The sequence below is a fragment of the Psychromonas antarctica genome (assembly GCF_022267535.1).
Taxonomy (GTDB): domain Bacteria; phylum Pseudomonadota; class Gammaproteobacteria; order Enterobacterales; family Psychromonadaceae; genus Psychromonas; species Psychromonas antarctica.
On record NZ_JAHNZV010000039.1, the window covers coordinates 1 to 24,374 of the forward strand.

At 39.3% G+C, this 24,374-nt stretch carries 14 protein-coding genes and 1 pseudogene; 9 read left to right on the top strand and 6 right to left on the bottom strand.

Translation table 11 applies throughout. The annotated features are described in order from the left end of the window. Nucleotides 1–130: 130 nt before the first annotated feature. Nucleotides 131–1,051 (top strand): annotated as a pseudogene (locus KSO91_RS09915) (dicarboxylate/amino acid:cation symporter); the annotation flags it as partial. Nucleotides 1,052–1,141: 90 nt separating this feature from the next. On the opposite strand, the gene KSO91_RS09920 reads toward KSO91_RS09915, so the two are convergent. Together KSO91_RS09920 and ubiU are read right to left on the bottom strand one after the other, a co-directional pair. Beyond that, complete coding sequence (locus tag KSO91_RS09920) at nt 1,142–2,017, bottom strand: U32 family peptidase (RefSeq protein ID WP_238742803.1); 876 nt, start codon at nt 2,015–2,017, stop codon at nt 1,142–1,144. Nucleotides 2,018–2,032: 15 nt separating this feature from the next. Next, nucleotides 2,033–3,028, bottom strand: a complete 996-nt coding sequence (gene ubiU / locus KSO91_RS09925; RefSeq protein WP_238742804.1) for a ubiquinone anaerobic biosynthesis protein UbiU — start codon at nt 3,026–3,028, stop codon at nt 2,033–2,035. A gap of 174 nt (nt 3,029–3,202) precedes the next feature. Between ubiU and ubiT the strand changes: the two genes are divergently transcribed. Further along, complete coding sequence (gene ubiT / locus KSO91_RS09930) at nt 3,203–3,727, top strand: ubiquinone anaerobic biosynthesis accessory factor UbiT (protein ID WP_238742805.1); 525 nt, start codon at nt 3,203–3,205, stop codon at nt 3,725–3,727. A gap of 209 nt (nt 3,728–3,936) precedes the next feature. Here ubiT and KSO91_RS09935 read toward each other — a convergent pair whose 3' ends face one another. Beyond that, entirely contained in the window at nt 3,937–4,218 is a 282-nt protein-coding gene (locus KSO91_RS09935) for a peptidylprolyl isomerase (RefSeq protein ID WP_238742806.1), read from the bottom strand. 149 nt (nt 4,219–4,367) lie between these two features. Between KSO91_RS09935 and htpX the strand changes: the two genes are divergently transcribed. The 3 genes from htpX to KSO91_RS09950 all read left to right on the top strand — a co-directional run bounded on the left by htpX (nt 4,368) and on the right by KSO91_RS09950 (nt 11,297). Then, nucleotides 4,368–5,243: a protease HtpX gene (gene htpX, locus KSO91_RS09940; protein ID WP_238742807.1), complete on the top strand. Its 876-nt coding sequence runs from the start codon at nt 4,368–4,370 to the stop codon at nt 5,241–5,243. A 382-nt stretch (nt 5,244–5,625) separates the two neighbouring features. Further along, nucleotides 5,626–7,338 carry an autotransporter assembly complex protein TamA gene (locus KSO91_RS09945; protein ID WP_238742808.1) on the top strand — a complete coding sequence of 571 codons (1,713 nt, stop codon included), beginning with the start codon at nt 5,626–5,628 and terminating at the stop codon, nt 7,336–7,338. Next, the gene (locus KSO91_RS09950; protein ID WP_238742809.1) at nt 7,335–11,297 is read left to right on the top strand and encodes a translocation/assembly module TamB domain-containing protein; all 3,963 of its coding nucleotides are present in this window, start codon (nt 7,335–7,337) and stop codon (nt 11,295–11,297) included. Before KSO91_RS09945 ends, KSO91_RS09950 begins: the two co-directional genes overlap by 4 nt. A gap of 232 nt (nt 11,298–11,529) precedes the next feature. On the opposite strand, the gene yccS is transcribed toward KSO91_RS09950, so the two are convergent. Then, complete coding sequence (gene yccS / locus KSO91_RS09955) at nt 11,530–13,725, bottom strand: YccS family putative transporter (protein ID WP_238742810.1); 2,196 nt, start codon at nt 13,723–13,725, stop codon at nt 11,530–11,532. 175 nt (nt 13,726–13,900) lie between these two features. Here yccS and folD point away from each other — a divergent pair, with 175 nt between their 5' ends. Then, on the top strand, nt 13,901–14,758 hold the full coding sequence (gene folD / locus KSO91_RS09960) for a bifunctional methylenetetrahydrofolate dehydrogenase/methenyltetrahydrofolate cyclohydrolase FolD (RefSeq protein ID WP_238742811.1): 858 nt from the start codon (nt 13,901–13,903) through the stop codon (nt 14,756–14,758). A gap of 149 nt (nt 14,759–14,907) precedes the next feature. Here the strand turns inward: folD and gap are convergent, their stop codons facing one another. Both gap and KSO91_RS09970 read right to left on the bottom strand, forming a co-directional pair. After that, nucleotides 14,908–15,900 (bottom strand): type I glyceraldehyde-3-phosphate dehydrogenase, encoded by a 993-nt coding sequence (gene gap / locus KSO91_RS09965; RefSeq protein WP_238742812.1) that lies wholly within the window; start codon nt 15,898–15,900, stop codon nt 14,908–14,910. Between the two features lie 341 nt (nt 15,901–16,241). Further along, complete coding sequence (locus KSO91_RS09970) at nt 16,242–17,141, bottom strand: D-hexose-6-phosphate mutarotase (RefSeq protein ID WP_238742813.1); 900 nt, start codon at nt 17,139–17,141, stop codon at nt 16,242–16,244. A gap of 363 nt (nt 17,142–17,504) precedes the next feature. Here KSO91_RS09970 and malQ point away from each other — a divergent pair, with 363 nt between their 5' ends. From malQ to glgX, 3 genes are all read left to right on the top strand, one after another. Continuing rightward, nucleotides 17,505–19,697, top strand: coding sequence for a 4-alpha-glucanotransferase (gene malQ, locus KSO91_RS09975; RefSeq protein WP_238742814.1), 2,193 nt, complete (start codon nt 17,505–17,507; stop codon nt 19,695–19,697). 93 nt (nt 19,698–19,790) lie between these two features. Continuing rightward, nucleotides 19,791–22,064: a 1,4-alpha-glucan branching protein GlgB gene (gene glgB / locus KSO91_RS09980; protein ID WP_238742815.1), complete on the top strand. Its 2,274-nt coding sequence runs from the start codon at nt 19,791–19,793 to the stop codon at nt 22,062–22,064. Continuing rightward, nucleotides 22,065–24,170 carry a glycogen debranching protein GlgX gene (gene glgX, locus KSO91_RS09985; RefSeq protein ID WP_238742816.1) on the top strand — a complete coding sequence of 702 codons (2,106 nt, stop codon included), beginning with the start codon at nt 22,065–22,067 and terminating at the stop codon, nt 24,168–24,170. Nucleotides 24,171–24,374: the final 204 nt, after the last annotated feature.

Consider the following 24,374-nt stretch of genomic DNA (forward strand, 5'->3'; position numbering starts at 1 on the left):
TCAGGCAAACTATATCCATGCTGGTGTTGAACTTTATTTTTACTCATGTTCACACTCCTAATTTGAGTATGTTATGAGTATAGTTTACTTTTCATCCAATATTGGCTGAGTAATGTGGGTAATCAGGAATGAATATGCAGACAAAGGGTCTGTGCCTGGTTTTTTCCAAACCGTATTAGGCATTATACCCACTAATGTTTTTCAATCCCTAAACAATGCGAATATTCTACAAATATTGGTTTTCTGCCTGTTCTTAGGTGTTGCACTATCAAAAGTTGAGAAGAAACGTAGCGAACCTTTACTGAATATTCTTAACGGTTTGGTTGATGCTTTTGTTTGGATGATCAACGTGGTGATGCGTATTGCACCTATTGGTGTATTTGGACTGATGGCCGATGCGGTAGGCACCTTTGGTTTTGATGTATTGACCACCGTTATGAAACTGTTTGTTGTTTATGTAGGGGCCATTTTGATTTTTGGTTTTGGTTTTTACCCATTACTTATCAAACTATTTTCAAATATGCCCGTTAGTCAATTTATCTCAGCGATGAAACGCCCACAAGCTGTTGCACTCTCGACAGCATCCTCTATGGCGACGTTACCTATTACAATGGATACGGTAGAAAAGGATCTTAATATTTCTAATTCTACTGCCTCTTTTGTCCTACCATTAGGTGCGACAATTAATATGAGCGGTAATGCTATCTATTATGGTTTAGTTGCTGTTTTTTTCGCTCAAGTATTTAATATCGATCTTAGCTTTGCGGCTTATGTTGCGATTATTTTGACTTCAACTATCGGAGCGATTGGCCAAGCGGGCGTACCGGGTCCTTCCTTCCTAGTGGTAGCCGTCTTACTGGCTGCTGGTATTCCAATTGAGGGATTACCTTTATTATTTGCACTCGACCGTATTTTTGACATGATTCGTACTGCGCTAAATATAACGGGTGATGCGGCTTGTGCCGTAATTGTCGATAAATTTAATCCTAGTAGTCAGATTGATGCGCAAGTGATGCCAATCAAGAAACAAGCAAAGCAGAAAGTCGCTTAGGTTTATTGAAAAATAGAATAATATCAAGGGAGCTTATTAAGCTCCCTTTTTTGCGGTTTTTAAAACATATACCGTGGCAGAAAGGTGCTGTTAGTGTTTTTCTAGCCCAGCTATTTGATGCCAAAAGCCATTACATTCTTTACTGTCAAGTGGTAGGTAGTTTACCTGTCCATTAAGCGCGTCTCTAAATTGTTGAACTGTTGCAAAGCTTTCGCTGCCTGTTGGACTGATCCGTGCAATATCCACCATCCCCTGCATTGAGGGCAAATCATTAAGTAGATTGTAGCAGTAGCCTGATTGTGTCTGGATACCATTTAAAATAAAAACTTGCTGACCTTCTTGCGTCGTAGTGATGCGGCCATTGGGATACTTAATACAGCACAATTCACAATCATCCTTGCCTTTGTTTTCCGAGCGAGCCGTAAAGCAGCGTGCCGAATAAGCTAGAGGCATAAAACCATGCGCAAAAACTTCAACTTCAAATTGGCTGCGTATACCTAAGTCCTCACAATCAGTTAATGTTTTGGCAAGCCAATCACGAGATAGCTCGACAGGCATCACCCAACGTTGCATCCCTTTATTAACAAATAACTTAATAACACTGGCGTTATAGCAGTTAATGGCAGGACCACAAATAAAAGGCAGTTTGCTTTCTGATAATAATTGAATAGCACCAACATCATTTGCCTCTAGGCTAACGACACCATTTTCACAAAGCTGACGTAATACTTTCACTTCAGATGGGGCTTCTAAAAGCGCCATACTTGAAAGAATAATCTCTTTACCTTGACCCTCTAGGGCTTTGGCAAGCTCAATCCAGTCTCGTGACTTTAATTCACGACGCTTGCTACACACTGTTTCACCTAAATAGATAATATCGGCTTCGCTAGTGATTGCTTGTTGGTAAAAATCTTCTACTTTTTGTTTTGGCCAGTAATAGAGAAGGGGGCCTAAAGATATTTTCACTTACATTCCTTAAATTTATTGCCAATCACGATGATAGGCACCCAATGTTGTTTGCCTGCCTTCTGATACATTTGCTAGTGTCTCATCCCAGCTCTCTTTGACCTGATAGTGATCGGGATCCGCTTGATAAGTATCGATTGCCTCGCGCCACACGCGAGTTATCTGTTCAACATATGCGGTGCTGCGCTGACGACCTTCAATTTTGACCGATCTGATCCCAGCCCCCATAAGTTCAGGTAGCATGGCCAAGGTATTTAAGCTGGTAGGTTCTTCAAGGGCATGATAAAGGTTATTATCGACAATAAACTTCCCTTTACAGAGTGTTGGGTATCCAGCATTTTCGCCTCTTTGATACCGATCAATTAAAATATTATTTAAGCGGCTTTCTAGGCCGTTATCAGTTTCTTGATAACGAACGTATTTAGCCGGTGAACAAGCGCCAACCGTATTAGGTGATTCACTGGTAAAATAAGATGATAAATAACAGCGTCCTTCAGCCATAATACATAAACTCCCGAAAGCAAAAACTTCGAGATCAATATCGGTATTCCGAGATAGCTGTTTTACTTGTTGAATAGACAGAACACGAGGTAAAACCACCCGTTTGATATTAAAATTTTGTTTATAAAAAGCAATGCTGGCAGTGTTTGTCGCTGACGCTTGCACTGACAGATGTAGTTCGAGTTCGGGATATTTATTAGCCGCATAATCAAGTGTCGCAATATCCGCGATAATGGCTGCATTAGCACCTAAATCAACACATTTGTCGACAGCATTCTGCCAGCGTTTTTCACCACCAGGATGCGCAAAGGTGTTAATGGCAATATGCAGATGTTTATGATGATCGGCAACATACTGCGCGCCTTGGACAAGTTTTTTATCAGTAAAGTTTAAACCCGCAAAATGGCGCGCATTGGTATCGTCTTTTAAACCGATGTAAACGGCATCAGCACCGCAATCAATGGCTTTTTTTAAAGCAGGTAAGCTACCGGCTGGGCAGAGAAGTTCCATTAAAGCTCCTAACTATATTAAGCTGCGCAATTGTAAAAAATCAACAGATTCTTTTATTGATATAGGGCAGGTATCCTCATAGTAATTAACAGATAAATACAATTTTGATTTAGGCCAGTATCTTTGTGCTTGTCTGCCCTTATAATATGAAGATTATAAGCAGCGAGAATTCCTATGTTTAAATCTACATTTACAACTATTCGCCATCAACTGGTTACTAACGCGCCCAAAGTACTTGCATTTCCGAGTGCCTTACTACCTTTTTTTGTACAAAAAAAAATGCTTGCCGATTTGTTAGGGAAGGTGTTTTCAGATGCAATTGAAGAGGGCGATTTAGTATTTTTACAAGATAAATGGTTAAAAATAGAAATCACAGATCTGAAGCTAACTTGGTTTTTAAGTTATGCATCGGATAAATTGATTATCGAAGAACAGTGTGAACATAGCGATGTTACTTTTTCTGCTGCTGTTAATGAATTAATTCTGATTGCTGGCCGAAAAGAAGACCCTGATACACTATTTTTCCAGCGTCGGCTCTCCATTCAAGGTGATACAGAATTGGGACTCGAGATAAAAAACCTCATTGATAATATTGATTTTGATACCTTACCAGCAAGCATAACAAAATTGATTGAACACTTTTCTACATTCATACAGCAAGGGCTTATCCAGCCAGAAAATAATATTGTAACGGCTTAGTCAAGGTGCTTATTTTTAATACTTCAATGTGACGTTGTTGATTTATGCTCATATCACCTGAATATGTAGAAAATGCATGACGTTAAATGATGAAATTCTAGGCAGAAGGTTGATTAGCTAGTGGCTCTAAATCAAGATTTTCTGGCAATGAATATCACCATTTAGCGATTCGCTGTGATTTGAAGTAACAGCATGCCGTACAAAAGAGGTTAGTCGTTACGGCTTGTTACTTCTAATAAATGGTAACCAAATTGTGTTTTTACCGGTCCTTGTACCACACCAATCGGTGCGCTAAAAACTACTTTATCAAACGCGGGGACCATCATCCCGGGTCCAAACTCACCTAACGCACCACCTTGCGCACCTGATGGGCAAGATGAATGTTGTTTTGCTAAATCAGCAAAATCACTGCCAGCTTCTATCTGTTGTTTGAGTTCAATACAGCTTTCTTCTGAATTAACGAGGATATGTCTTGCACTTGCTAAAGCCATGCTTCTTTCCTTTTATTTATATGGCATTACACGATAAATCAAATTTACAGAGGAGGCAATTATTTACAAAAATAATTTATATTTATCTTGTAAATTGTAATATTAGTCATATTATGTCTTTATAAATTATTATTACTTTTGAGGTGACTATGAAACGTATCGCATTATTTTTAATGACCAATTTAGCCGTTATTTTAGTGCTAGGTATTGTCCTTAATCTGATTTTTGCTTTTACTGGTGTTGACACTCGTAGCGTCGGTGGATTACTGGTGCTTGCAGCTGTTTTTGGTTTTGGTGGCTCGTTTATCTCATTGGCGATCTCCAAATGGATGGCAAAACGCAGCACGGGGGCTGTCGTTATTGAACATCCAAGCAATGAAATGGAGCGTTGGCTGGTTAATACTATTAACGTGCAATCACAAAAAGTGGGTATTACGGCGCCTGAAGTTGCAATTTTCAATGCCCCTGAAAGCAATGCATTTGCCACCGGGATGAATAAAAACAAGGCATTGGTGGCCGTGAGTAGCGGTTTATTGGACACCATGACACGTGATGAAGCTGAGGCTGTTTTGGCGCATGAGATAAGCCATATTGCCAATGGTGATATGGTCACCTTAAGTTTAATTCAGGGGGTGGTTAATACGTTTGTTATTTTTATTGCGCGTTTATTGGGTGGCGTAATCGATAACGCATTAAGCAATAATAATGACGAGTCTTCTGGCCATGGCTTCTCTTACTTTATTATTGTTTTTCTGTTAGAAATGGTCTTTGGTGTTTTAGCGAGTACGATTGTGATGTACTTTTCAAGACAACGCGAATTTAGCGCGGATGCAGGTGCGGCTGAATTGGTGGGTAAGGACAAAATGATTGCTGCATTAAGACGCTTACAAAAAGGCAGTGAACCACATTTAGAGGGGAGCTTAATGGCGTTTGGTATCTCAGGAAAACGCAGTGGGGGTTTGTTCATGTCACATCCTCCTCTTGAAAAACGCATCGAAGCGCTGCAAAACGGTAAGCGCTTTTAACTTTACAATATTATGATTAAAAAGCAGTTGTGCTTCGATGCACAGCTGTTTTTTATTTTAAACATCCCGCCAAGCCACCCGTCATCTTTTAAATTGATTTGTTAGCATGTTATGCCGCTAAATCAACGATTAACACTTTGAAATTTTATTGCAGATCTGTAAAGTAGCAGCTTCCTAACAAGGTAAATGTTAGCCAATGCCAATATCCACGCCTCAGGCCGTTAAAGCAGACTGATTGTTCGTTATTAGACATATATCAGCTATTAATTTTAACTCAAGGTTGTTTCGTCAACATTGATAAGCTTAACTATTATAATAGCCGTTAACTTTTATACAAAACAGCACTCCCGATTGTAAGTGGGTTGGATAAATAGAAACTGTAATGAATATTTTTAAACTTCCCTTTTTACTGCTAATTGTCTTTTTTCATACTGTCGCTGTGTGCAAAGTCGAATTTGATATTAAGGGGACAGATGCGCACGCGAAAACTAATGTATCGGTTTTTTTGGCTGGGTTAAGTGAGCCTAGAGATGCGAATAATGAGAGGTACTTAACGCGTGTTGAAGAATCTGCTCGTGAGGCGTTAATTGCTTTAGGTTATTATCAAGTCGTAATGGAAATGACAGTATCAGGTGATATCGGCAAACAAACCGTCATTATCACTATCAACCCCGGTGTGCAAACTCGGATTAATGTGTTGGATATTAAATTAGCGGGGGAAGGAGAAAATGATCCGCATTTTAAAAAATTACTTGCGCATTTTCCACTGAAATTAAACGATATTTTAGACCATGGGCAATACGAAGTCGCTAAAAGTAGCCTCAAAAGCATTGCTCAAAAACGCGGTTATTTTGATGCGCGATATGACAAAGCGCTAGTTGAAGTGAGTAGTGAAAAAAATAGCGCAACCGTGTTCCTCTGGTTTGATAGTGGTGTGCGTTATCAATTTGGAGAATTAATTTTTAGATCTGACTTCCCCGCTGAAAAACAGGTCCGCTCACTACAAACTTTTAAGGTCGGTGATCCATTTGACTCTCTGCTATTAAGCAAATTTAATGCCGATATAAATGAAACGGGCTATTTCAAAAACATTACGTTGTTACCTGAGATTAATAATAAGCAAACGTTACAAATTCCGTTGAATGTTATTGCGGCAATGCGGCCCGAAGATTCATTTAACGTCGGTTTAGGCTACAGCACAGACGAAGGTATTCGTGGTAAATTTCGTTGGGAGCGTCCCTGGATAAATAGTTATGGGCATGCTATCGAAGGTAATCTTATTGCATCAATTCCTAAACAGGAAGCTTCATTAACTTATAAAATACCACTAAAAAATCCACTTTATGACTATCTTACTATTCAAACAGGCTACAAAAAGGTTAATCAAAATGATACAGATACTAATCAGTATGTTGCTAGTTTGAATCGACATTGGCGTCTATCAAATAGCTGGTTACGCACTGTTTCTGTCAAATATGATTATGAATATGGGCAACAAGGACAACGCGATTTTACAACGCGATTAATTATCCCGGGTATTAGTTTTAGGCGTACTCGTAGCCGTGGTGGAATGAATCCATATTGGGGTGATAAACAATTGTTATCTATGGACATCTCTAACGAGAAGTGGTTCTCAAGTGACGATCTGGTCAAGTTTTATGGACAAACAAAATTTTTACGCACTTACAGCGACCAGCAAATACTACTCTCTACTGAGTTAGGTGCTATCTATGCAGACTCCATTGACGATGTGCCTTCTTCAATGCGTTTTTTCACTGGAGGAGATCAAAGTGTTCGCGGTTATGATTATGAAAGTATTGGACCGAGTGATAGTGCTGGATATTTAGTCGGTGGTTTATACTTAGCATTAGCAAGTCTAGAATATCGCATTCCAGTTTATGGTCATTGGAAAATGGCATTCTTTGTTGATGCAGGTACTGCTACAGATGATTTTTCTGAAGATATTTCAACCAGTACCGGAATAGGCGCAGTCTGGGCATCACCCGTTGGACCGATTCGGATTTATGTGGCGAAACCTTTTACCAATGCGAGCAATTCGATTGCTCTACATTTTATGATAGGTCCTGAATTATGAGTGTCACGATTAAAGCGCTTTATTTTATAAAAAAAACGATCATCTTTATGTTGTTTCCTGTTTGTTTTATTTTATTTATCTCCGGATCGCTGCTGTTTACCCATTCTGGAAATCAGCTGTTGATTAATTTTGCTAAAAAAATTGAGCCCCGATTTTCAATTGAACTCGAGCAGGGGAGTTTATTTAATTCACCTCGCTATTCTCATATAAGTTGGATTGATGAGTCGCTAAATATGCACATAGAAAGTGCAAGTTACCTGCTTGATTGGTCTTGCCTATTCAATAAAGTATGTATAAAAGAATTCAATATCAGTAATGCGAAAATTGTCGTTAGCAATCGTGTTCAAGCAGAGACTGACAAAGAGGTAGGTACAACTGGAAATGCATTTGAACTGCCTATTGCGGTTGATATTAAAGGAATAAATTTACAGAAAATACATTTACAGGTAGATGATTTAAGGATCGATTTAGATTCTTTAGACTTGCAGGTTGTTGGATATAAGAAAGAGATCGCTCTAAAAACAGTTATCGACGGCTTACTGATAAGCTTACCTGACAGCAAAGTCAACAGCATAGTGAGCAAAAAAACGCACAAGCAGCCGTCCCCAGAATCATTTCCAGCTCTACTTTTACAACATCATCTGCCGGAAATACGGTTACCAATAAATTTAGTTGTGGATCCTCTTGAGTTACACCACTTCACCCTAAAGCAGGGCGCCAAAAAGCTGTTCGAGTTAAACTCATTAACCAGTCAGTTTACTTTGATTGGCCCATCATTAACAATTCGCTCTTTTGAAATGGATCTACCCGAAGCAGATTTCAAGTTAAATGGCGACATTACACTCATTGGAAAATACCCCTTAAATATGCGCATAAAGGGGAAAGTAAAGGAAATCGAGGCGTTACAACCTGTACAATTATTATCTGGGCAACTATTTGATATCAAGAGTTCAGGTGACTTATCAAAATTAAAAACTGAACTACTTTTATCTAATAAACTGTCTTTAAGGCTAACCGCCGTAGTCGATTTGTTTACTGAAAACCTACCGTATACGGTGGCGCTTGATTGGCAACAAATCCGCTGGCCATTAACCGGTAAAGTGCAATATTTATCGACCAATGGTGCGTTGCAAAGTAGTGGTAATTTAACTGATTACCGCATTGATTTTAGCACTCAATACGCGCTACAAAATATCCCCAAAGGTTCTCTCTCTTTAAAAGCAAAAGGAGGACTAGAGCAGTTAAATCTGCAATATCTTCGTGTTAAAACATTAGATGGTTCGGTTAACTTGAGTGGTTTATTAAGCTGGCCTGAGACAATCAAATGGCGCGGGCAGTTAGCTGTAGATAAAATCGATTTGGCACAGCTAAATACACAATATACAGGCAATTTTTCAGGACTTATTAAGCAAAATGTAGCTGTTACATTAAATCCTAAAAATTCTCCATCGTGGTCATTTACGGTACCTGAGCTTGACCTTCGCGGTCAATTTTTGGCTCATCCATTTGCAATGCGTGGTGCTGTCACGGGCGATAGTCAGCAAGGTATCTTTTTTAAGCGCGTCATTGTCAATAACGCAGAAAATAAAGTGCTCATTAATGGTCGACTTGCGCAGCAGAATGATTTGAATATTAAAATACAGATTGCTGATTTGAGTGAACTGATTATTGGTAGTGGCGGAAAAATTAGCGCAGAAGTGAATCTGCAAGGTCCGAATGAGGCGATGCAGATAAAATCTACTTTGCAAGGAGAGCGATTAAGTTATCAAGGCAATAAATTAAATACTGTTAAACTTTCAGGAGTCGCTATCGCAGCTAGAAAACCGAAACTTACGTTACAACTCACAGCAGATAACCTGACCGTCGCAGATAACAAAATAGATCATGTTGATATCAAAATTGAAAATGTGAGAAGTTCAAATCAAACTGAAGCGCACCAAATAAATCTTTCTGTGGTCAGCGAACCTATTTCTAGTGATCTAACAATTCAACTTATTCAAGAAAATGAAAAGTGGTTAGGTGCATTGAGCGCTGCTAGGCTCTATTTCCCTGATCAACAATTAACGTTGATCAACCCCATTGATGCCTCTATTAAAAATAATAGTGTGCAATTAACGCCACATTGCTGGCAATCCTCGGACAATCAAAATGATGGTAATGGTAAATTGTGTTTTAAAAAAGTGGATATCGGTGAGCGTGGCGAACTGATATTTGATATTGACTCGTATCTGCTTTCTAGCCTTAATCTGTTTTTACCTAACGAACTTAAAATAGCAGGCGCTATTTCTGCCAATGGTCAGATTAAATGGTTTAAAACAGCAAAACCACAATTTGATATTAGCGTGTTCTCTAAAAATATGGAAATTAAAGCTAACCTTGCTAAAACTAAGCGCGGACTTGTTATTTATCCAGTTGAAACATTTAATATCAAGCTCACGAGTAATGACAAAATGGGCAACTTATCGGCAACGATTTATTCTGAAAATTTAATAAACACAAACATTGAGGGACAGATATTTCCTTATAAAAAGGTGCCAACAGTCAACGGAAGCGCTCATCTCGAGCTTGCTGATTTTTCTGCTTTTACTCTCCTTATCCCTGAAATTGAAAAATTAACTGGGCATCTGCAGAGTGAATTAACTATTACCGGACCATTAACAAACCCATTCATAAATGGGCAGATAAATATTCAAGATAGCGCCATCACGACTTTTGATTCACCGCTTGAAATCAATCGCCTAAATGCAGTTATTACTCTTGTAAATAGAAGTGCAAAAGTACAAGGGCATTTCTACACGGGACAATCTGTACTGCAAAGTAAAGAAGAGAGCAAGCAAGATGGCCTGATAGGGGGGGCTTTGAATCTCCTTGATAGTTCACTTGCAGCCGTTGGTAGTACTATAAAAAAAGGGGTGAAAATCATCAATCACGCACTGCCAACTGAGAATGAACAGCTGCCTAGTCGTGCAACTATTAATGGGCAGTTTAGCTGGATAAATAAATTAACCGGCGAGATCCATCTTTTTGCAGATAATATAGTACTCTCTGATTATGATAAGATCGACTTATTGGTTAGCCCAGATCTGCACTTGCTGATTGCTGATGACATTGCTTTAAATGGAAAAATAAAAGTTAACAAGGGGAAAATAACGGTAAAAGAGCTACCAGAAGGCGCTGTTTCTGTATCAAAAGATATTATCGTGATCGATGCTGATGTGCCAAAGAAAACGGCTAGCTTGCCCATTAAAATCAATTTAAACGTTGAGCTTGGGGATCGATTAAAAGTTGAAGCATTAGGCCTAAACACCACGGTTACAGGTAATTTGTTAATACGTAAAGCCGGTAGCAAAGATCTAACTATACACGGTGAGTTAAATCTTGTAGAAGGCAGTTATCGTGCTCTGTCTCAGCAACTTGTTTTGCAAAAAAGTAGAATTATTTTTAATGGTTTACCTGATTCACCCTACCTTTCTATCGAAGCAATACGAGATCCTAATAAAATAGAAGACAATGTAACTGCTGGCGTGCGTGTTACGGGCACGCCAGACGAATTATCCTTAGTGATATTCTCTGATCCTGCTATGGCACAGCAGGATGCCTTATCCTACATTATGCGCGGTAAATCGTTACAAGCCAGTTCAGATAATATTGGCAATAGTCAGATTGCCAGTATGTTAATCAATCTAGGTGCAGATAAATCTGCGGGGGTGATGAATGATTTTGGTAACCAGCTTGGTATTAAAGATTTAGGATTGACCTCAAGTGGCAGTGGAGATGATCAGTCTGTTGGTATCAGTGGCTCTATTGCTCCTGGCGTTGAGTTGAGCTATGGAGTGGGAGTATTTGATGGTTTTACGGTATTAGCTATTCGCTATGAGATATTTAAGCGTTTTTACATTGAAGCTTCGAGCGGATTAGATCAAGCAATCGATGCTTATTATGAATTTGACTGGGATTAGTGTTGCTTTGTTGTTGGGAAGAACATCCTTGGCTGTCTGATCTTCTAACTTGAAGTCACATCGGGACAAATCAAATTAGTTATCCGCAAGTGCGCCATTAGACCTTCGCAACGTATCACTAACTTGGTAATGACTTGTCCGTTAATTTTACACTTCCTCTGCCTATTGTGCTGCAGTCGTATTTCCTTGACCCGCACTGTTTTGCTTCTTTAGAAACACCTCATTGCAGCCATTAGCTGCGCTTACGGGCAAAATTAACTTGTTGCAAAAGTAGCTTTATATCTAAAGCTGTGAACGCAATTAAGCGCAGCTGCTCGACAAGTAATAAGGTCTTACCTGATAAGTTGGCTTCGTGATATTTGAATTCTTGAAGTGCACTTTCTAGTTCACCATCATCAATATCGGTCGGATTATAGGCTGTTGAAATCTGCTTCTTAGTCGCATTAATGAGAGCTTGCAATGCAATGTTTTCTTCAAAATCATCCATTTTATGACGATGTGAAGCCAGTGCGGCAATATAAGAAACCAATGCATCGCAGCGGTTAACCAATGCATAAACTTCTTTGGTTAATTTCTGTTTAGATCTTGGTTCAAACAGCATACTCTGCCAAGCGCTGGTTAACATAGAATCACTTCTAAATGTTTTAAAACGGGTTATTCGATAGTTAATATTTTCACTGCGCCCATACTGATACTGGTCACTAACTTGTGTGAAATAGCGTCCACTTAGTAGTAATAATTGACTCACTAATGAGGGGAACCGTTGGAACTGCCAGTCCGGAAAAATAAAGGTGATCGCTAATATGCTCAATCCACAACCTAATATCGTTTCAACGATACGCGCGGATAAAATCTCCACCCCAGTGCCGGTTAGCAGGTTAAATAGAAACATAACAAATAGGGTAATAAAGATAACGGCTAAACCGTAGTTAGTACGTAAATAGTTAAAAAATAGGAATGCACTAAAGACTAATAAAAGTACTTGTGCAAATATTCCATCAATTAACAGTAGGATAGGGTAACCGAGCAGAACACCAAGTAGCGTACCGATACTTCGTTGCACTAATCGTTTACGCGTCTCGCTAAAACTGGGCTGACAGACAAAGAGTACGGTCAATAACAACCAAAATCCCTGTGGTAACTTCAAAAGATGCTGAAGAAAGAATGCGGCAGCTAAGCTCACACTTATTCTAACGGCATGTTTAAAGATCGGGTTTGTTGCTGTCATAGCACTTAACAGTTGTTTAAAACCCGACCGGTTAGACTGTATTTCCTCTGTTAGGGAGAGAATAGGAGCTTCAGTTTGCTGCGCTTGGCTGACCGACAATAACAGTCTGTCAATACCCTTCAGGTTTTCATAAATAGCCTGTAGTGCTTGTGTTGCTTCATTCTTATCTGAAAAATGTAATTTTTGCTTAAGCAGATAAAGTTGATCCGATAGGGCGTTAACAGTCCATTTTAGGCGACGACTATGGCAGTATCTTTTTTTATCATTAATTGCCATACCCAGTTGAAAACAGTCTTCGCTTAACTGTAATAGAAGTTGATGGTAACCTTCTAAAATTTGACTCTGCCCGAAAGTACTTTCAAGTTGGCTATATAAATATTGACTTGCACTGATCCTCTCATGGATCTGCTCTGCAATAAAATAGTAACTATTCAATTTATCTAGCTCAGTTTGCTGTTGGCATACTTGGAAACGAGATTCAATAATCCGCTTAGATTGTTCAAAGCGCGCCATAATAGAAATATTTTGTATTGCCAGTTGTTGGCGAACTGAAAAAATACCCTCTCGGCTGGTTCCCTCTTTTTCATTAAAAAGTGCAGATTTTTGCTGTTGATAACGACTTAAGGAGAAAAAGAGCTGTGCTAATTGCTCACGCAGCGAGCGGTAGGGGCTATAATAATTCCAAACTATTGAAAATAGCCCGTACCATAGCGCCCCAAGACATAACAAAAGCGGCTGTTCATACCAGTTGATGCCGCTCTGATAACCAATCATGGTGTAAATTGCAATTAAAACAGCCCCGAACCCAACTTTGCTGTAATGTGTACCTAAAACTGCAAGCATCATAAAAGCAAAACTTGAAATAAATAAACCTAATGCAAAGAGTATCGGAAAGGGCATTAACAACTCCACACTGCTCGATGCGATAAAAAAGCAAAGCACGATGGCTGCAATAAATTTACCACGCCCCTTGTAGTTATCATCTGTTTCTACAATCGCACTTGCCATCACTCCTAAACATAATGAGATGGAGATATGCAGGCTGTTTTGATTGAAAAAGTGCAGTAGATTGCTATTTAGGGCTGGAATAAAGGTGATTGTCATCGCTATCAATACACGCAACCCAGAGTGAATATTTGAGTCGGAAATGAGTTTACGCAGCGTGTTCTTATAAATAAACATTGAGTTTGGTGTTTGCATTAAATTATCTACATGAGTCAATTAACGGGCTAGCCGATCAATTCGCTAGTATATGATCTTAATTTTAAAATAGAAAAGATAAAATCAGCTGGCTCGGCGATGATTCATGTGACATCCGCTGATTGTTTTGCGACAATAGCTAAAATTGTAACTATCACTATTAGAGAGTTGTTCAATGTCTGCACAAATCATAGACGGAAAAGCAATTGCAGCCGTCATTACAGATACAGTTGCACAAAAAGTTAGATCACGGGTAGCAAAAGGGTTACGTGTGCCCGGGCTGGCAGTTATTTTGGTTGGCGGCGATCCTGCTTCACAGATATATGTACAAAGTAAGCGCCGAACTTGTGAAAAAGTTGGGTTTGCTTCAAAAGCATTCGACCTGCCGAGTTCGACCAGTCAAGAAGCACTATTAGCATTAATTGATGAGCTTAATGCCGACCAAATGATTGATGGCATTTTAGTGCAGTTCCCATTACCTCGAGGCCTTGATGAAACCTTAGTCATAGAGCGAATTACTCCGAATAAAGATGTCGATGGATTCCATCCGTACAACGTCGGCCGCTTAGCACAACGGATTCCCCTCCTGCGTTCATGCACACCGCGCGGAATGATCAGCATGATAGAGTCTATTGGTGTCGATATTAAAGGTAAACATGCTGTCGTGGTTGGTGCGTCGAATATAGTTGGCCGCCCAATGACTCTTGAACTGTTATTAGCCGGATGCACGACAACATGCTGTCATCGCTTTACCGAAGATTTAGAACATTATGTAAAGCAAGCGGATGTATTAGTTGTTGCTCGTGGTCAGGCGAATTTCATTCCCGGAGAGTGGATAAAAGAGGGTGCTATTGTTCTGGATGTCGGCATCAACCGCTTAGATAATGGTAAAATTGTGGGTGATGTTGATTTTGAAGCGGCAAAAGAGCGCGCAGCTTGGATCTCTCCAGTGCCTGGTGGTGTCGGGCCAATGACCGTGGCCACCTTGATTGAAAATACACTCTTTGCTTGTGAAAAATTTCATAGCAACTAGGTTGATATTGGTTCGAAAATGAGGAGCCGAAAGGCTCTTTTTTTTTGTCCAGTAAAAAGATTCTGTTTACTGGAGGCCATCAGTTTTATTTCAGACACAAAAAAGCCCACGTAAACGTAGGCTTTTAACATTGTTTTGACTAACGAATCTTATTTAGAGATAAGAGAAATTAGGTCAAGAACTTTGTTAGAGTAACCGATTTCGTTGTCGTACCAAGATACAACTTTAACGAATTTGTCAGTTAGTGCAACACCCGCTTTAGCATCAAAGATTGAAGTAAGTGTTTCACCATTGAAGTCAGTAGAAACAACAGCATCTTCAGTGTAACCAAGAACACCAGCCATTTCGCCTTCAGAAGCTGCTTTCATTGCTGCACAAATTTCTTCATATGTAGCAGAAGTTTTAAGGTTAACAGTTAAGTCAACAACAGAAACGTTAGCAGTTGGAACGCGGAAAGCCATACCAGTTAGAAGACCGTTAAGTTCAGGAAGAACTTTACCTACTGCTTTAGCTGCACCAGTTGAAGATGGGATGATGTTTTGAGAAGCACCACGACCACCACGCCAATCTTTCATAGAAGGACCGTCAACAGTTTTTTGAGTTGCAGTAGTTGCATGAACAGTAGTCATAAGACCAGATTCAATGCCCCACTTGTCGTTAAGAACTTTAGCAATAGGAGCTAGACAGTTAGTAGTACAAGAAGCGTTAGAAACGATATCTTGACCAGCATATTTTGCAAAGTTTACGCCGTTAACGAACATTGGAACGTCGCCAGAAGGACCAGTTAGAACAACTTTTTTAGCGCCAGCTGTGATGTGTTTACGAGCTGTTGCGTCAGTAAGGAAAAGACCAGTCGCTTCAGCTACAACTTCAACGCCTGCTTCGTCCCATTTAAGATCTTCAGGGTTACGTTCAGCAGTAACACGTACTGTAGTACCGTTAACGATAAGGTTACCGTCTTTTACTTCAACAGTACCGTTGAAACGACCGTGTGTTGAGTCATATTTAAGCATGTAAGCCATGTAATCAACGTCGATTAAGTCATTGATTGCAACAACTTCTACGTCTGCACGTTCACAGGCAGCACGAAATACGAAACGTCCGATACGACCAAAGCCGTTGATACCGATTTTAATTGTCATTTTTAGATCCTTATGGATGGTTTGATTTTAAAACTTGTCATCATTATAGGTGTCAAAAGCACCTAGAACTTGATGTTAGTCAAGTTAATTGTTTTGAGTAAGTAAAAATTGAAGAATAAAAGCTTAAAAACCACTTTTTGATTCATCAATTGTTTAAAAAAACAATTTATGTAATTAAATTACCACAGCATTTTATGTGCTAATACACAGAAAAGAAAGCGAAACAGCGATATTAGTGCCATATCGAATGGATTCGCTGTCAGATATGATCATTACATTCATATTATGGTAACAAAAGGATCATAAATAGCAATTAACTGGTTATGATTAAGTCATTACCATCAGGACTGACCGATAACCGTGCTTAAAATATGTACCTGATTAGGTGCTACGATTTGCCCCTCTGGACGAGTAATCGTAGATTCAACACAAAGCATTTGCTTATACCCATCATCAGGCATATCAGTAAATGCTTTAGCACCTTCGACCCAGGGAGTCCAAACTACGTCTGAGTCGTTACCTGAATTGCTAATATTTATCTGCCTTTTAAAACCATTATCAATAAGAGCGATGGCTGCTGATGCTTTAGTGTAAATAGAATCGATAGGCCCTTGTATTTGTAAACTTGCCTCGCCTTTGCGTAAATGCCCTGCGTCTAGCTTATCTTGGTACTGCTCGGCTAACCCTTTTAAGAGGCACGATTCGGGGGCGCTTATATTGAAGTAAGTATGAAGTGCTGCACCATATAAGTATGCTTTTTTACCGCTATTTTTACTGATTAACTCTAATTTTAGAGTATCAGTTAATGTTGCCTTTAAAGTCAATTCAAACGGGTAGGGCCAAATTTTACGTGTTTGCAGACTGTCTTTTAATAGCAGCTCAATTTCTAAACCATGAGTTAATTCATTGATATTTTTAAGAGACCACTTGCTGGTACGGGCAAATCCATGGGCAGGTAGGTCATTACCTAAGGATTTATCCGCCGCACCAAACCACGGCCAGCAGATTGGCACACCGCCGCGGATCGCTTTTTTCTCGTCATAGTTAGCCGTCTTGCTTAACCAGATTAATGGTGGTTGTCCTTTTAACTGAAAATGCAGTAAGTGGGCGCCATGCAGTGCAAAGGCAGCATTGAAATTTTCATGTGCAATGATTAAAAACTCATGGCCCTGCGCATCAACCTGTAGGCTTACGGTGTTAGTCAATATCTGTTTGTTTTGTAAAGTGAGATGAGAAATCATTCAAGGCTCCTGAAGTGAATAATAATTAAGGATTAAGCTCGTTATTGTTAGGGTTATTTATTTGCTAAGTGGTCATGTATCGGCATTAACTATGCTAAAATACGGTTTTTATATTAATTGCGCTAAATCATGAAAATCAAATATATAAACACTTTATTCGTTTATTGTGCGGCGTACTTAATTTACACATATTGACTTAGGTAATAAATTTACACTACTTTAAAATATGATATAAAGATATCTTTACATATGGGGGATAATCAAAGCTGCGTTCAGTTTGATTATTGATAAATATAAATATAAATATAAATATAATTATAATTATAAATTTAGAATTTCAAGAAAATTAAAATAGGTGTGTTAATGGCCAGTTCAACTTTAGATATGTTTATGGGATTAAAAAGTATAAATCCCAATTTTGTTGATGCATGGGGTAACCCAGCAAAAGTCTCAGAAGAGAATATTCGCAATATAATAGGAAAAATGGGGTTCGATGCAGCAGACGATTCGGCTTTAATTACACATTTTAACGAAAAAGAAAAACAGCATTGGCTTTCTCCACTACCGCCTGTTTCAGTTTTACAGAAAAATGAGACTTATCAATTTGAGGTTCGTTTACCGATTGATTCAGCGGCTGATCCGTTAATTTATAAGATCACTTTAGAAGATAAGAGTGAAATTGAGCAGACTATTTGTGCAACAGTTTTTCCCTTGGTTGCTACAAAAGAAATTTCTGATCTTGAATTTCAATGTTATCAAGTTGAGATAGCAGCTGATTTACCCATCGGCTACCATTCTTTGGCTATTTACGAAAAAGATATTGCTGAAGCATTAGCAACGATGTCTTTGATCATCACACCTTCTCGTTGCTATTCACCTGAAGCAATTACCCAAGGTGAGAAAATATGGGGTACAAGTGTTCAATTGTATTGCCTTAAAAGCGAGGCAAACTGGGGGATTGGTGATTTTAGTGATCTCAAAACACTGTTAGCAAAAACCAAAGAAAATGGTGGCGATTTTATAGGTTTAAATCCAATCCATGCGCTATCCCCATCGCAACCAGACAATTCTAGCCCTTATAGTCCTTCTTCAAGAAAATGGTTAAATATTTTATATACCGATATTACAGCGGTAGATGAATTTGCTCGCAACAAAACATTACAAGCTAGAATCAATAGTGAGCAATTCAAACAAGAGTTAATTGCATTACGTGCTCCAGAATGGGTCGATTATGAAGGTGTTACAGCGTTAAAACTGACTGCATTAAGAGAACTATTTGCGACATTAAATGAAGGCAGTGTAAAAAGTAAGAAGCGCCAAGCCGCATTCAATCAGTATGTAAAAGAGAAGGGGGAATCATTAACGCAGCAAGCAAGTTATGATGCATTACAGTTCCACTTTTTAGCATTAGATGCGAATTCTTGGGGCTGGCCTGTTTGGCCTGAAGCGTTCCAGTCATTCCAAAGCGAAGCATCACAGACCTGGATTAAAGAAAACCTTCAAGAAGTTTTATTCTGGTGCTACACGCAGTGGGTTGCAGAATTACAATTGCAAGAAGCGGATAAATTAGCCAAATCATTGGGTATGACTCTGGGTATTTACCGTGACTTAGCTGTTGGTGTCGGTATCAGTAGTTCTGAAATTTGGGCTAACCATGCTCTTTACTGTGAGCACATTAGTGTTGGCGCGCCCCCAGACGTTTTAGGTCCTCTAGGGCAAAGTTGGGGATTACCACCCATCGCCCCTGAACAATTGCAAGAGGCTGCTTATCAGCCATTCATTGAATTATTACAATCTAATATGAGCCACTGTGGTGCATTACGAATTGATCACGTGATGGCTTTATTACGTTTATGGTGGGTGCCTGATAACGCGAGTGCAGAAAAAGGCGCATATGTCTATTATCCAGTTGAAGATATGCTTAACTTATTAGCACTTGAAAGCGTACGCAATGAGTGTTTGGTCATTGGTGAAGATCTGGGTACTGTACCTGATGGTATTGATGTTTTATTGAAAGATGCCGGTGTTTACTCTTATAAAGTATTTTTCTTTGAGCAGGCTGATGATGGTGGTTATATTTCACCCGCTCATTATGCTGATCAAGCGATGGCAACACTTGCCACACACGACATGCCTACGATTAAGGGCTTTTGGCATTGTGAAGATCTGCATTTAGGTCGTGAATTAGGCTTATATCCAAAACAAGATGTTTACGAGGGCTTATTAAGAGATCGCTTAGTTTGCAAACAACAAATATTAAATAGTTTACATGGTCATGGAAGTTTACCTGCTGACTATCCTCGAGATGCTGCATTCGTAGGAATGGACCAAACGCTAAACTTTGCGCTGCAGGTTCACCTAGCAAAAAGCACATCAGCATTATTAAGTCTTCAGTTAGAAGATTTTTTAGAAATGGATAAACCAGTTAACGTACCAGGCACAAGTAACGAATACCGAAACTGGCAACGTAAGCTATCTCAAAATATAGAGCCGCTATTTGAAAATCAGCAAATAAAGACGTTGCTGTCGGATATAACGCTAGCTCGAAAAATATAAAGCGCAGTATTATACATACTTGGAAATACTGCACACAGTATTTCTAAGTTTGCTTGATATAAGTGACTAAAATAATAATTGGATCCTAACATTATGACTAAAAAAGTAAGCAAAAAGACTGAAAAAAAACAAGTCAATGCAGTCAGTCAAAAAGACACACTGCGTGCGGAACATGTTTCTTTAATTTCTTTACTTAAAGGAGCCAGGTTAGATAATCCTTTTGAACGTTTGGGTATTATAGCAGCCCCTACTGGAAAGGGGTTTATCTTACGAGTTTGGTTGCCAGATGCCATTACCGTGGAGCTATTTGCAATTGGTTCTGAGACTGCTACCACTCAGCTTAAAAAAGTTGATGATGCAGGATTGTTTGAAATTGAATTAGCAGACAAATTTACTTATGAACTCAATGCCACTTATAAAGATGGTAGTCATCGTTTTGTGGACCCATACCAATTTCATGATATTGCTTTCGATGGTTTATCAACATTGCACGAAGCACCACAAAATGTCTATAAAACATTAGGCGCACAATTAAAAACCATTACTTGTGAAGATAAAAAGATTAGCGGTGTGCGTTTTATCGTTTATGCACCCAATGCCTCAAGTGTGAGTCTGCTTACTGAATTCAATTATTGGGATGGGCAACGTCATCCAATGCAGCGGAGCTGGTGTGGCCACTGGGTTATTTTTGTTCCTGACTTACGTATTGGTTGTGCTTATAAATTTGAGCTTAAAGATAGCTTAGGTAATCGCTTACCACACAAAGCCGATCCTGTTGGCTTCCAAGCTGAGCAGTATCCCTCCCATTCATCTATTGTTGTCGATCATGATGCCTATCAATGGCACGATCAGGCTTGGCAAGCATCGCAAACAGGTGATAAACGCTTTAGCGCAATGAGTATCTATGAAGTGCATTTAGGCTCTTGGAAGCGCAAATTTGAAGATGGCGTTGAGCGTATGCTAACCTATCGAGAATTAGCGGATGAGTTAATTCCATACCTCGCAGATATGGGCTATACGCACCTTGAAGTGATGCCAATTTCGGAGTTTCCATTTGATGGATCTTGGGGCTATCAGCCCGTTGGACTATTTGCTGCAACTAGTCGTTTCGGTGATGCGGATGATCTTAAGTTCTTTATTGACCAGTGTCACCAAGCTGGAATTGGTATTATTATTGACTGGGTACCCGCTCATTTCCCTGCGGATCCGCATGGTTTAGCACGTTTTGATGGTACACCGTTATATGAATACGAAGATCCACGCCGAGGATGGCACCCTGATTGGAACTCTTACATTTATGATTTTGGTCGTGATAATGTCCGCCAATTTCTTGTTGCAAGTGCATTAATATGGCTTGATAAATTCCATGTCGATGGTTTACGTGTAGATGCCGTGGCTTCTATGTTGTATTGGGACTATTCTCGTGATGAGGGCGAGTGGGTGCCGAATGTGGATGGCGGAAATCACAACTACGAAGCGATTAGTTTACTCAAATGGTTTAATGAAGAGGTTTATCGCCAATACCCCAATGCGATGACTATTGCCGAGGAATCGACAGCCTTTGCTGGTGTATCCAAGCCCACTTTTGATGGCGGATTAGGTTTTGGGTTTAAATGGAATATGGGCTGGATGCATGACACATTAAGTTATATGCAAGAAGATCCAATGTACCGTAAATATCATCACCATGAGATGACGTTTGCGATGGTATACCACTACAATGAGCACTTTGTTTTACCTATATCACATGATGAAGTTGTTCATGGTAAAAAAAGTATGCTTGATAAAATGCCCGGTGATGAATGGCAAGCAGCAGCAAACTTACGTGCTTATATGGGATATATGTATGCCCACCCAGGTAAGAAATTAAACTTTATGGGCACTGAATTTGCACAAACATCTGAGTGGAATCATAACAAAGAACTAGAGTGGGACTTGCTCGAATTTGATAAACATAAAGGCCAACAAGAACTTGTATCGGATCTTAATCACCTATATAAATCCAATACAGCGTTATTTGAAGCTGATTATCAGCAAGAAGGTTTTGAATGGTTAGATCATTCTGATGGTGAAAATAGTATTTTCTCTTTCGTTCGTCATAACTTAAAACAAGATCAACATGTTATTTGTCTCTCTAACTTTACACCGGTTCCCCGAGAAGGTTACCGAGTTGCAGTAGCTGACCTAGGCAATTATGAAGTGATTCTAAATACAGATAGTCATTACTACTGGGGCAGCAATTTTAGTATGGGTGATTCATTAGGTGTGTTTGTTGCGGAAGATCAACCATGGCAAGGTAAACCGTATTCATTAGTTATAAATTTACCACCATTATCAACTGTTTATTTACAAAAGAAGGAAAAATAATTGAACGACAAATTACTTGAATTGGATAAAGATAATCATCCATTTTCGGCATCACGTGGGCAATTTTTGCCTTTAGGTGCTCATCTAGATGAAGCTGGATGTCATTTTTCGGTTTACAGCTTGGGTGCATACCGAGTTGAATTGTGTTTATTCAATAAATATGAAAAGCAGATCGCAAGTTATCCCTTAGAAGTCAAACAAGGAAATATGTGGAGCATTTTCATCGAGCAAGTAAAAGCTGGACAGTTATATGGATATCGTGTGCATGGCGATTATCAGCCCGAAAAAGGGCTGCTCTTTAATGACAATAATTTATTAATTGATCCATATGCACGCGCATTGAGTCGCGTGCAGCACAGTTTTAAGCAAGCACAAAGTGACAACGACGACTCACAGGTCGTTAAGTCTATAGTAGTTGACGATCATTTTGATTGGCAGCATGTCAAGAAACCAAAAATATCAGCTCATAATCGCATTCTATATGAAGTGCATGTAAAAGGATTTAGTCAGCTTAATAAGAAGATAGCATTAGCAAAGCGTGGTAAGTATCTCGGGCTTTCAGATATAGAGAGTATTAAGCATTATAAAAAATTAGGTATTACTAGCTTACAAATAATGCCTATATTTAGTTTTATGAGCGAACCAAGACTTGCTTCACTAGGGTTAACAAATTACTGGGGTTATAACCCCATTAACTTTTTCTCTCCAGATTGCCGTTATGCTCAATTTGACGCAGTCAATGAATTCAAAACAATGGTGAGAGAACTTCATGCCGAGGGAATTGAAGTTATTTTGGATGTGGTTTATAACCATACGGCAGAATCGGGAACTGATGGTTTAATTATCAGTTTAAAAGGTTTTGATAATCAAAATTACTACAGTTTTGAGCAAGTATCTCCTGGTAATAGCCGAAATTATAACGATTATAGCAGCCATTCAGGTTGTGGAAATACTGTCAATCTGAATTATTCATGGTCATTAAAGCTCGCACTTGATTCTTTGCGCTATTGGGTAACAGAGATGCAAGTAGACGGATTCCGTTTTGATCTTGCTGTTACTTTGGCGCGCGAAAATGGCGCTTTTAATGAACAAAGTGCTTTTTTTAAAGCACTATTACAAGATCCCGTCTTAAGTCGTGTAAAATTAATTGCGGAACCATGGGATATCGGTCCGGGAGGGTATCGCTTAGGTGGTTTCCCAAGTGATTGGTTGGAGTGTAATGATCGTTATCGTGACACACTTAAATCTTTTTGGCGTGGCGATACAGGGCATGTTGCTGAGCTTGCAACCCGCTTATTAGGGTCACGAGATGTATTTGCTAAGCGTTATCGCTCTAACTCTACAAGTGTTAATTATATCTCCTATCACGACGGTTTTACCTTAAATGATCTGGTCACTTATCAATCGCGTCATAACGAAGATAATGGCGAAAACAATAGAGACGGGCATGGTCATAATTTGTCAGCAAATTATGGACATGAAGGGGAAACTGAAAATCAACGCATCAACCAACTTCGTCAGCAGCAAAAACGTAATCTTATTGCGACCCTGTTTTTATCCCAAGGTACGCCGCACTTTTTGGCTGGTGATGAAATGGGAAATAGTCAGTCAGGTAATAACAATGCCTATTGCCAAGATAATAAAATAAGTTGGTTAGACTGGGATATAAGTGTTGTAGATCAACGCTTATTAGACTTTACTAGTGAGATCATAAAATTACGACAGGAATCTCGCATGTTCGCAAGTATCGCTTTAAGCGATGATTGTATCGGGCGTTGTGAGAATTCCGATCTTGTCAAATGGTATCACCCTGATGGTTATTTAATGGAAGACGTGGATTGGCATGCATCTAACTCACAGGCAATTGCACTTGAATTACATGAAGCGATTGAGTGCGGTGAGCACTGGTTTTTAATCTTCAATGCATCTAGTTACCAGATTGGCTGCCGTTTGCCTGTTTTGGAGAAAGGTTTAGCTTGGAAAATGAAGATAAATACTGCCTGCAATACTGGCCAGTTAGCTGCTATGCATAAGAACGTAAAAGATTGTATCCAACTCGACGCGCACTCATTGGTATTATTAAAGTGTGTGCGCCATCTAACCTAAGCGTTTCTAAATCGAATCAGCCAATGTCATCTTAATAGTGCCATTGGCTTTTTTTTTGCATTTATTCTATGCAAAAATTTTTTTGTTTGCCCAGCAAAGCAGGCAAACCCGCTCACTTGCAAGAGAGTGAGATCACCCTGATTGAGGGGAAGATAATCCGAATGGCAAGGGCGTCACTGGCTAACGGTGGGGTCTGAAGGAAGC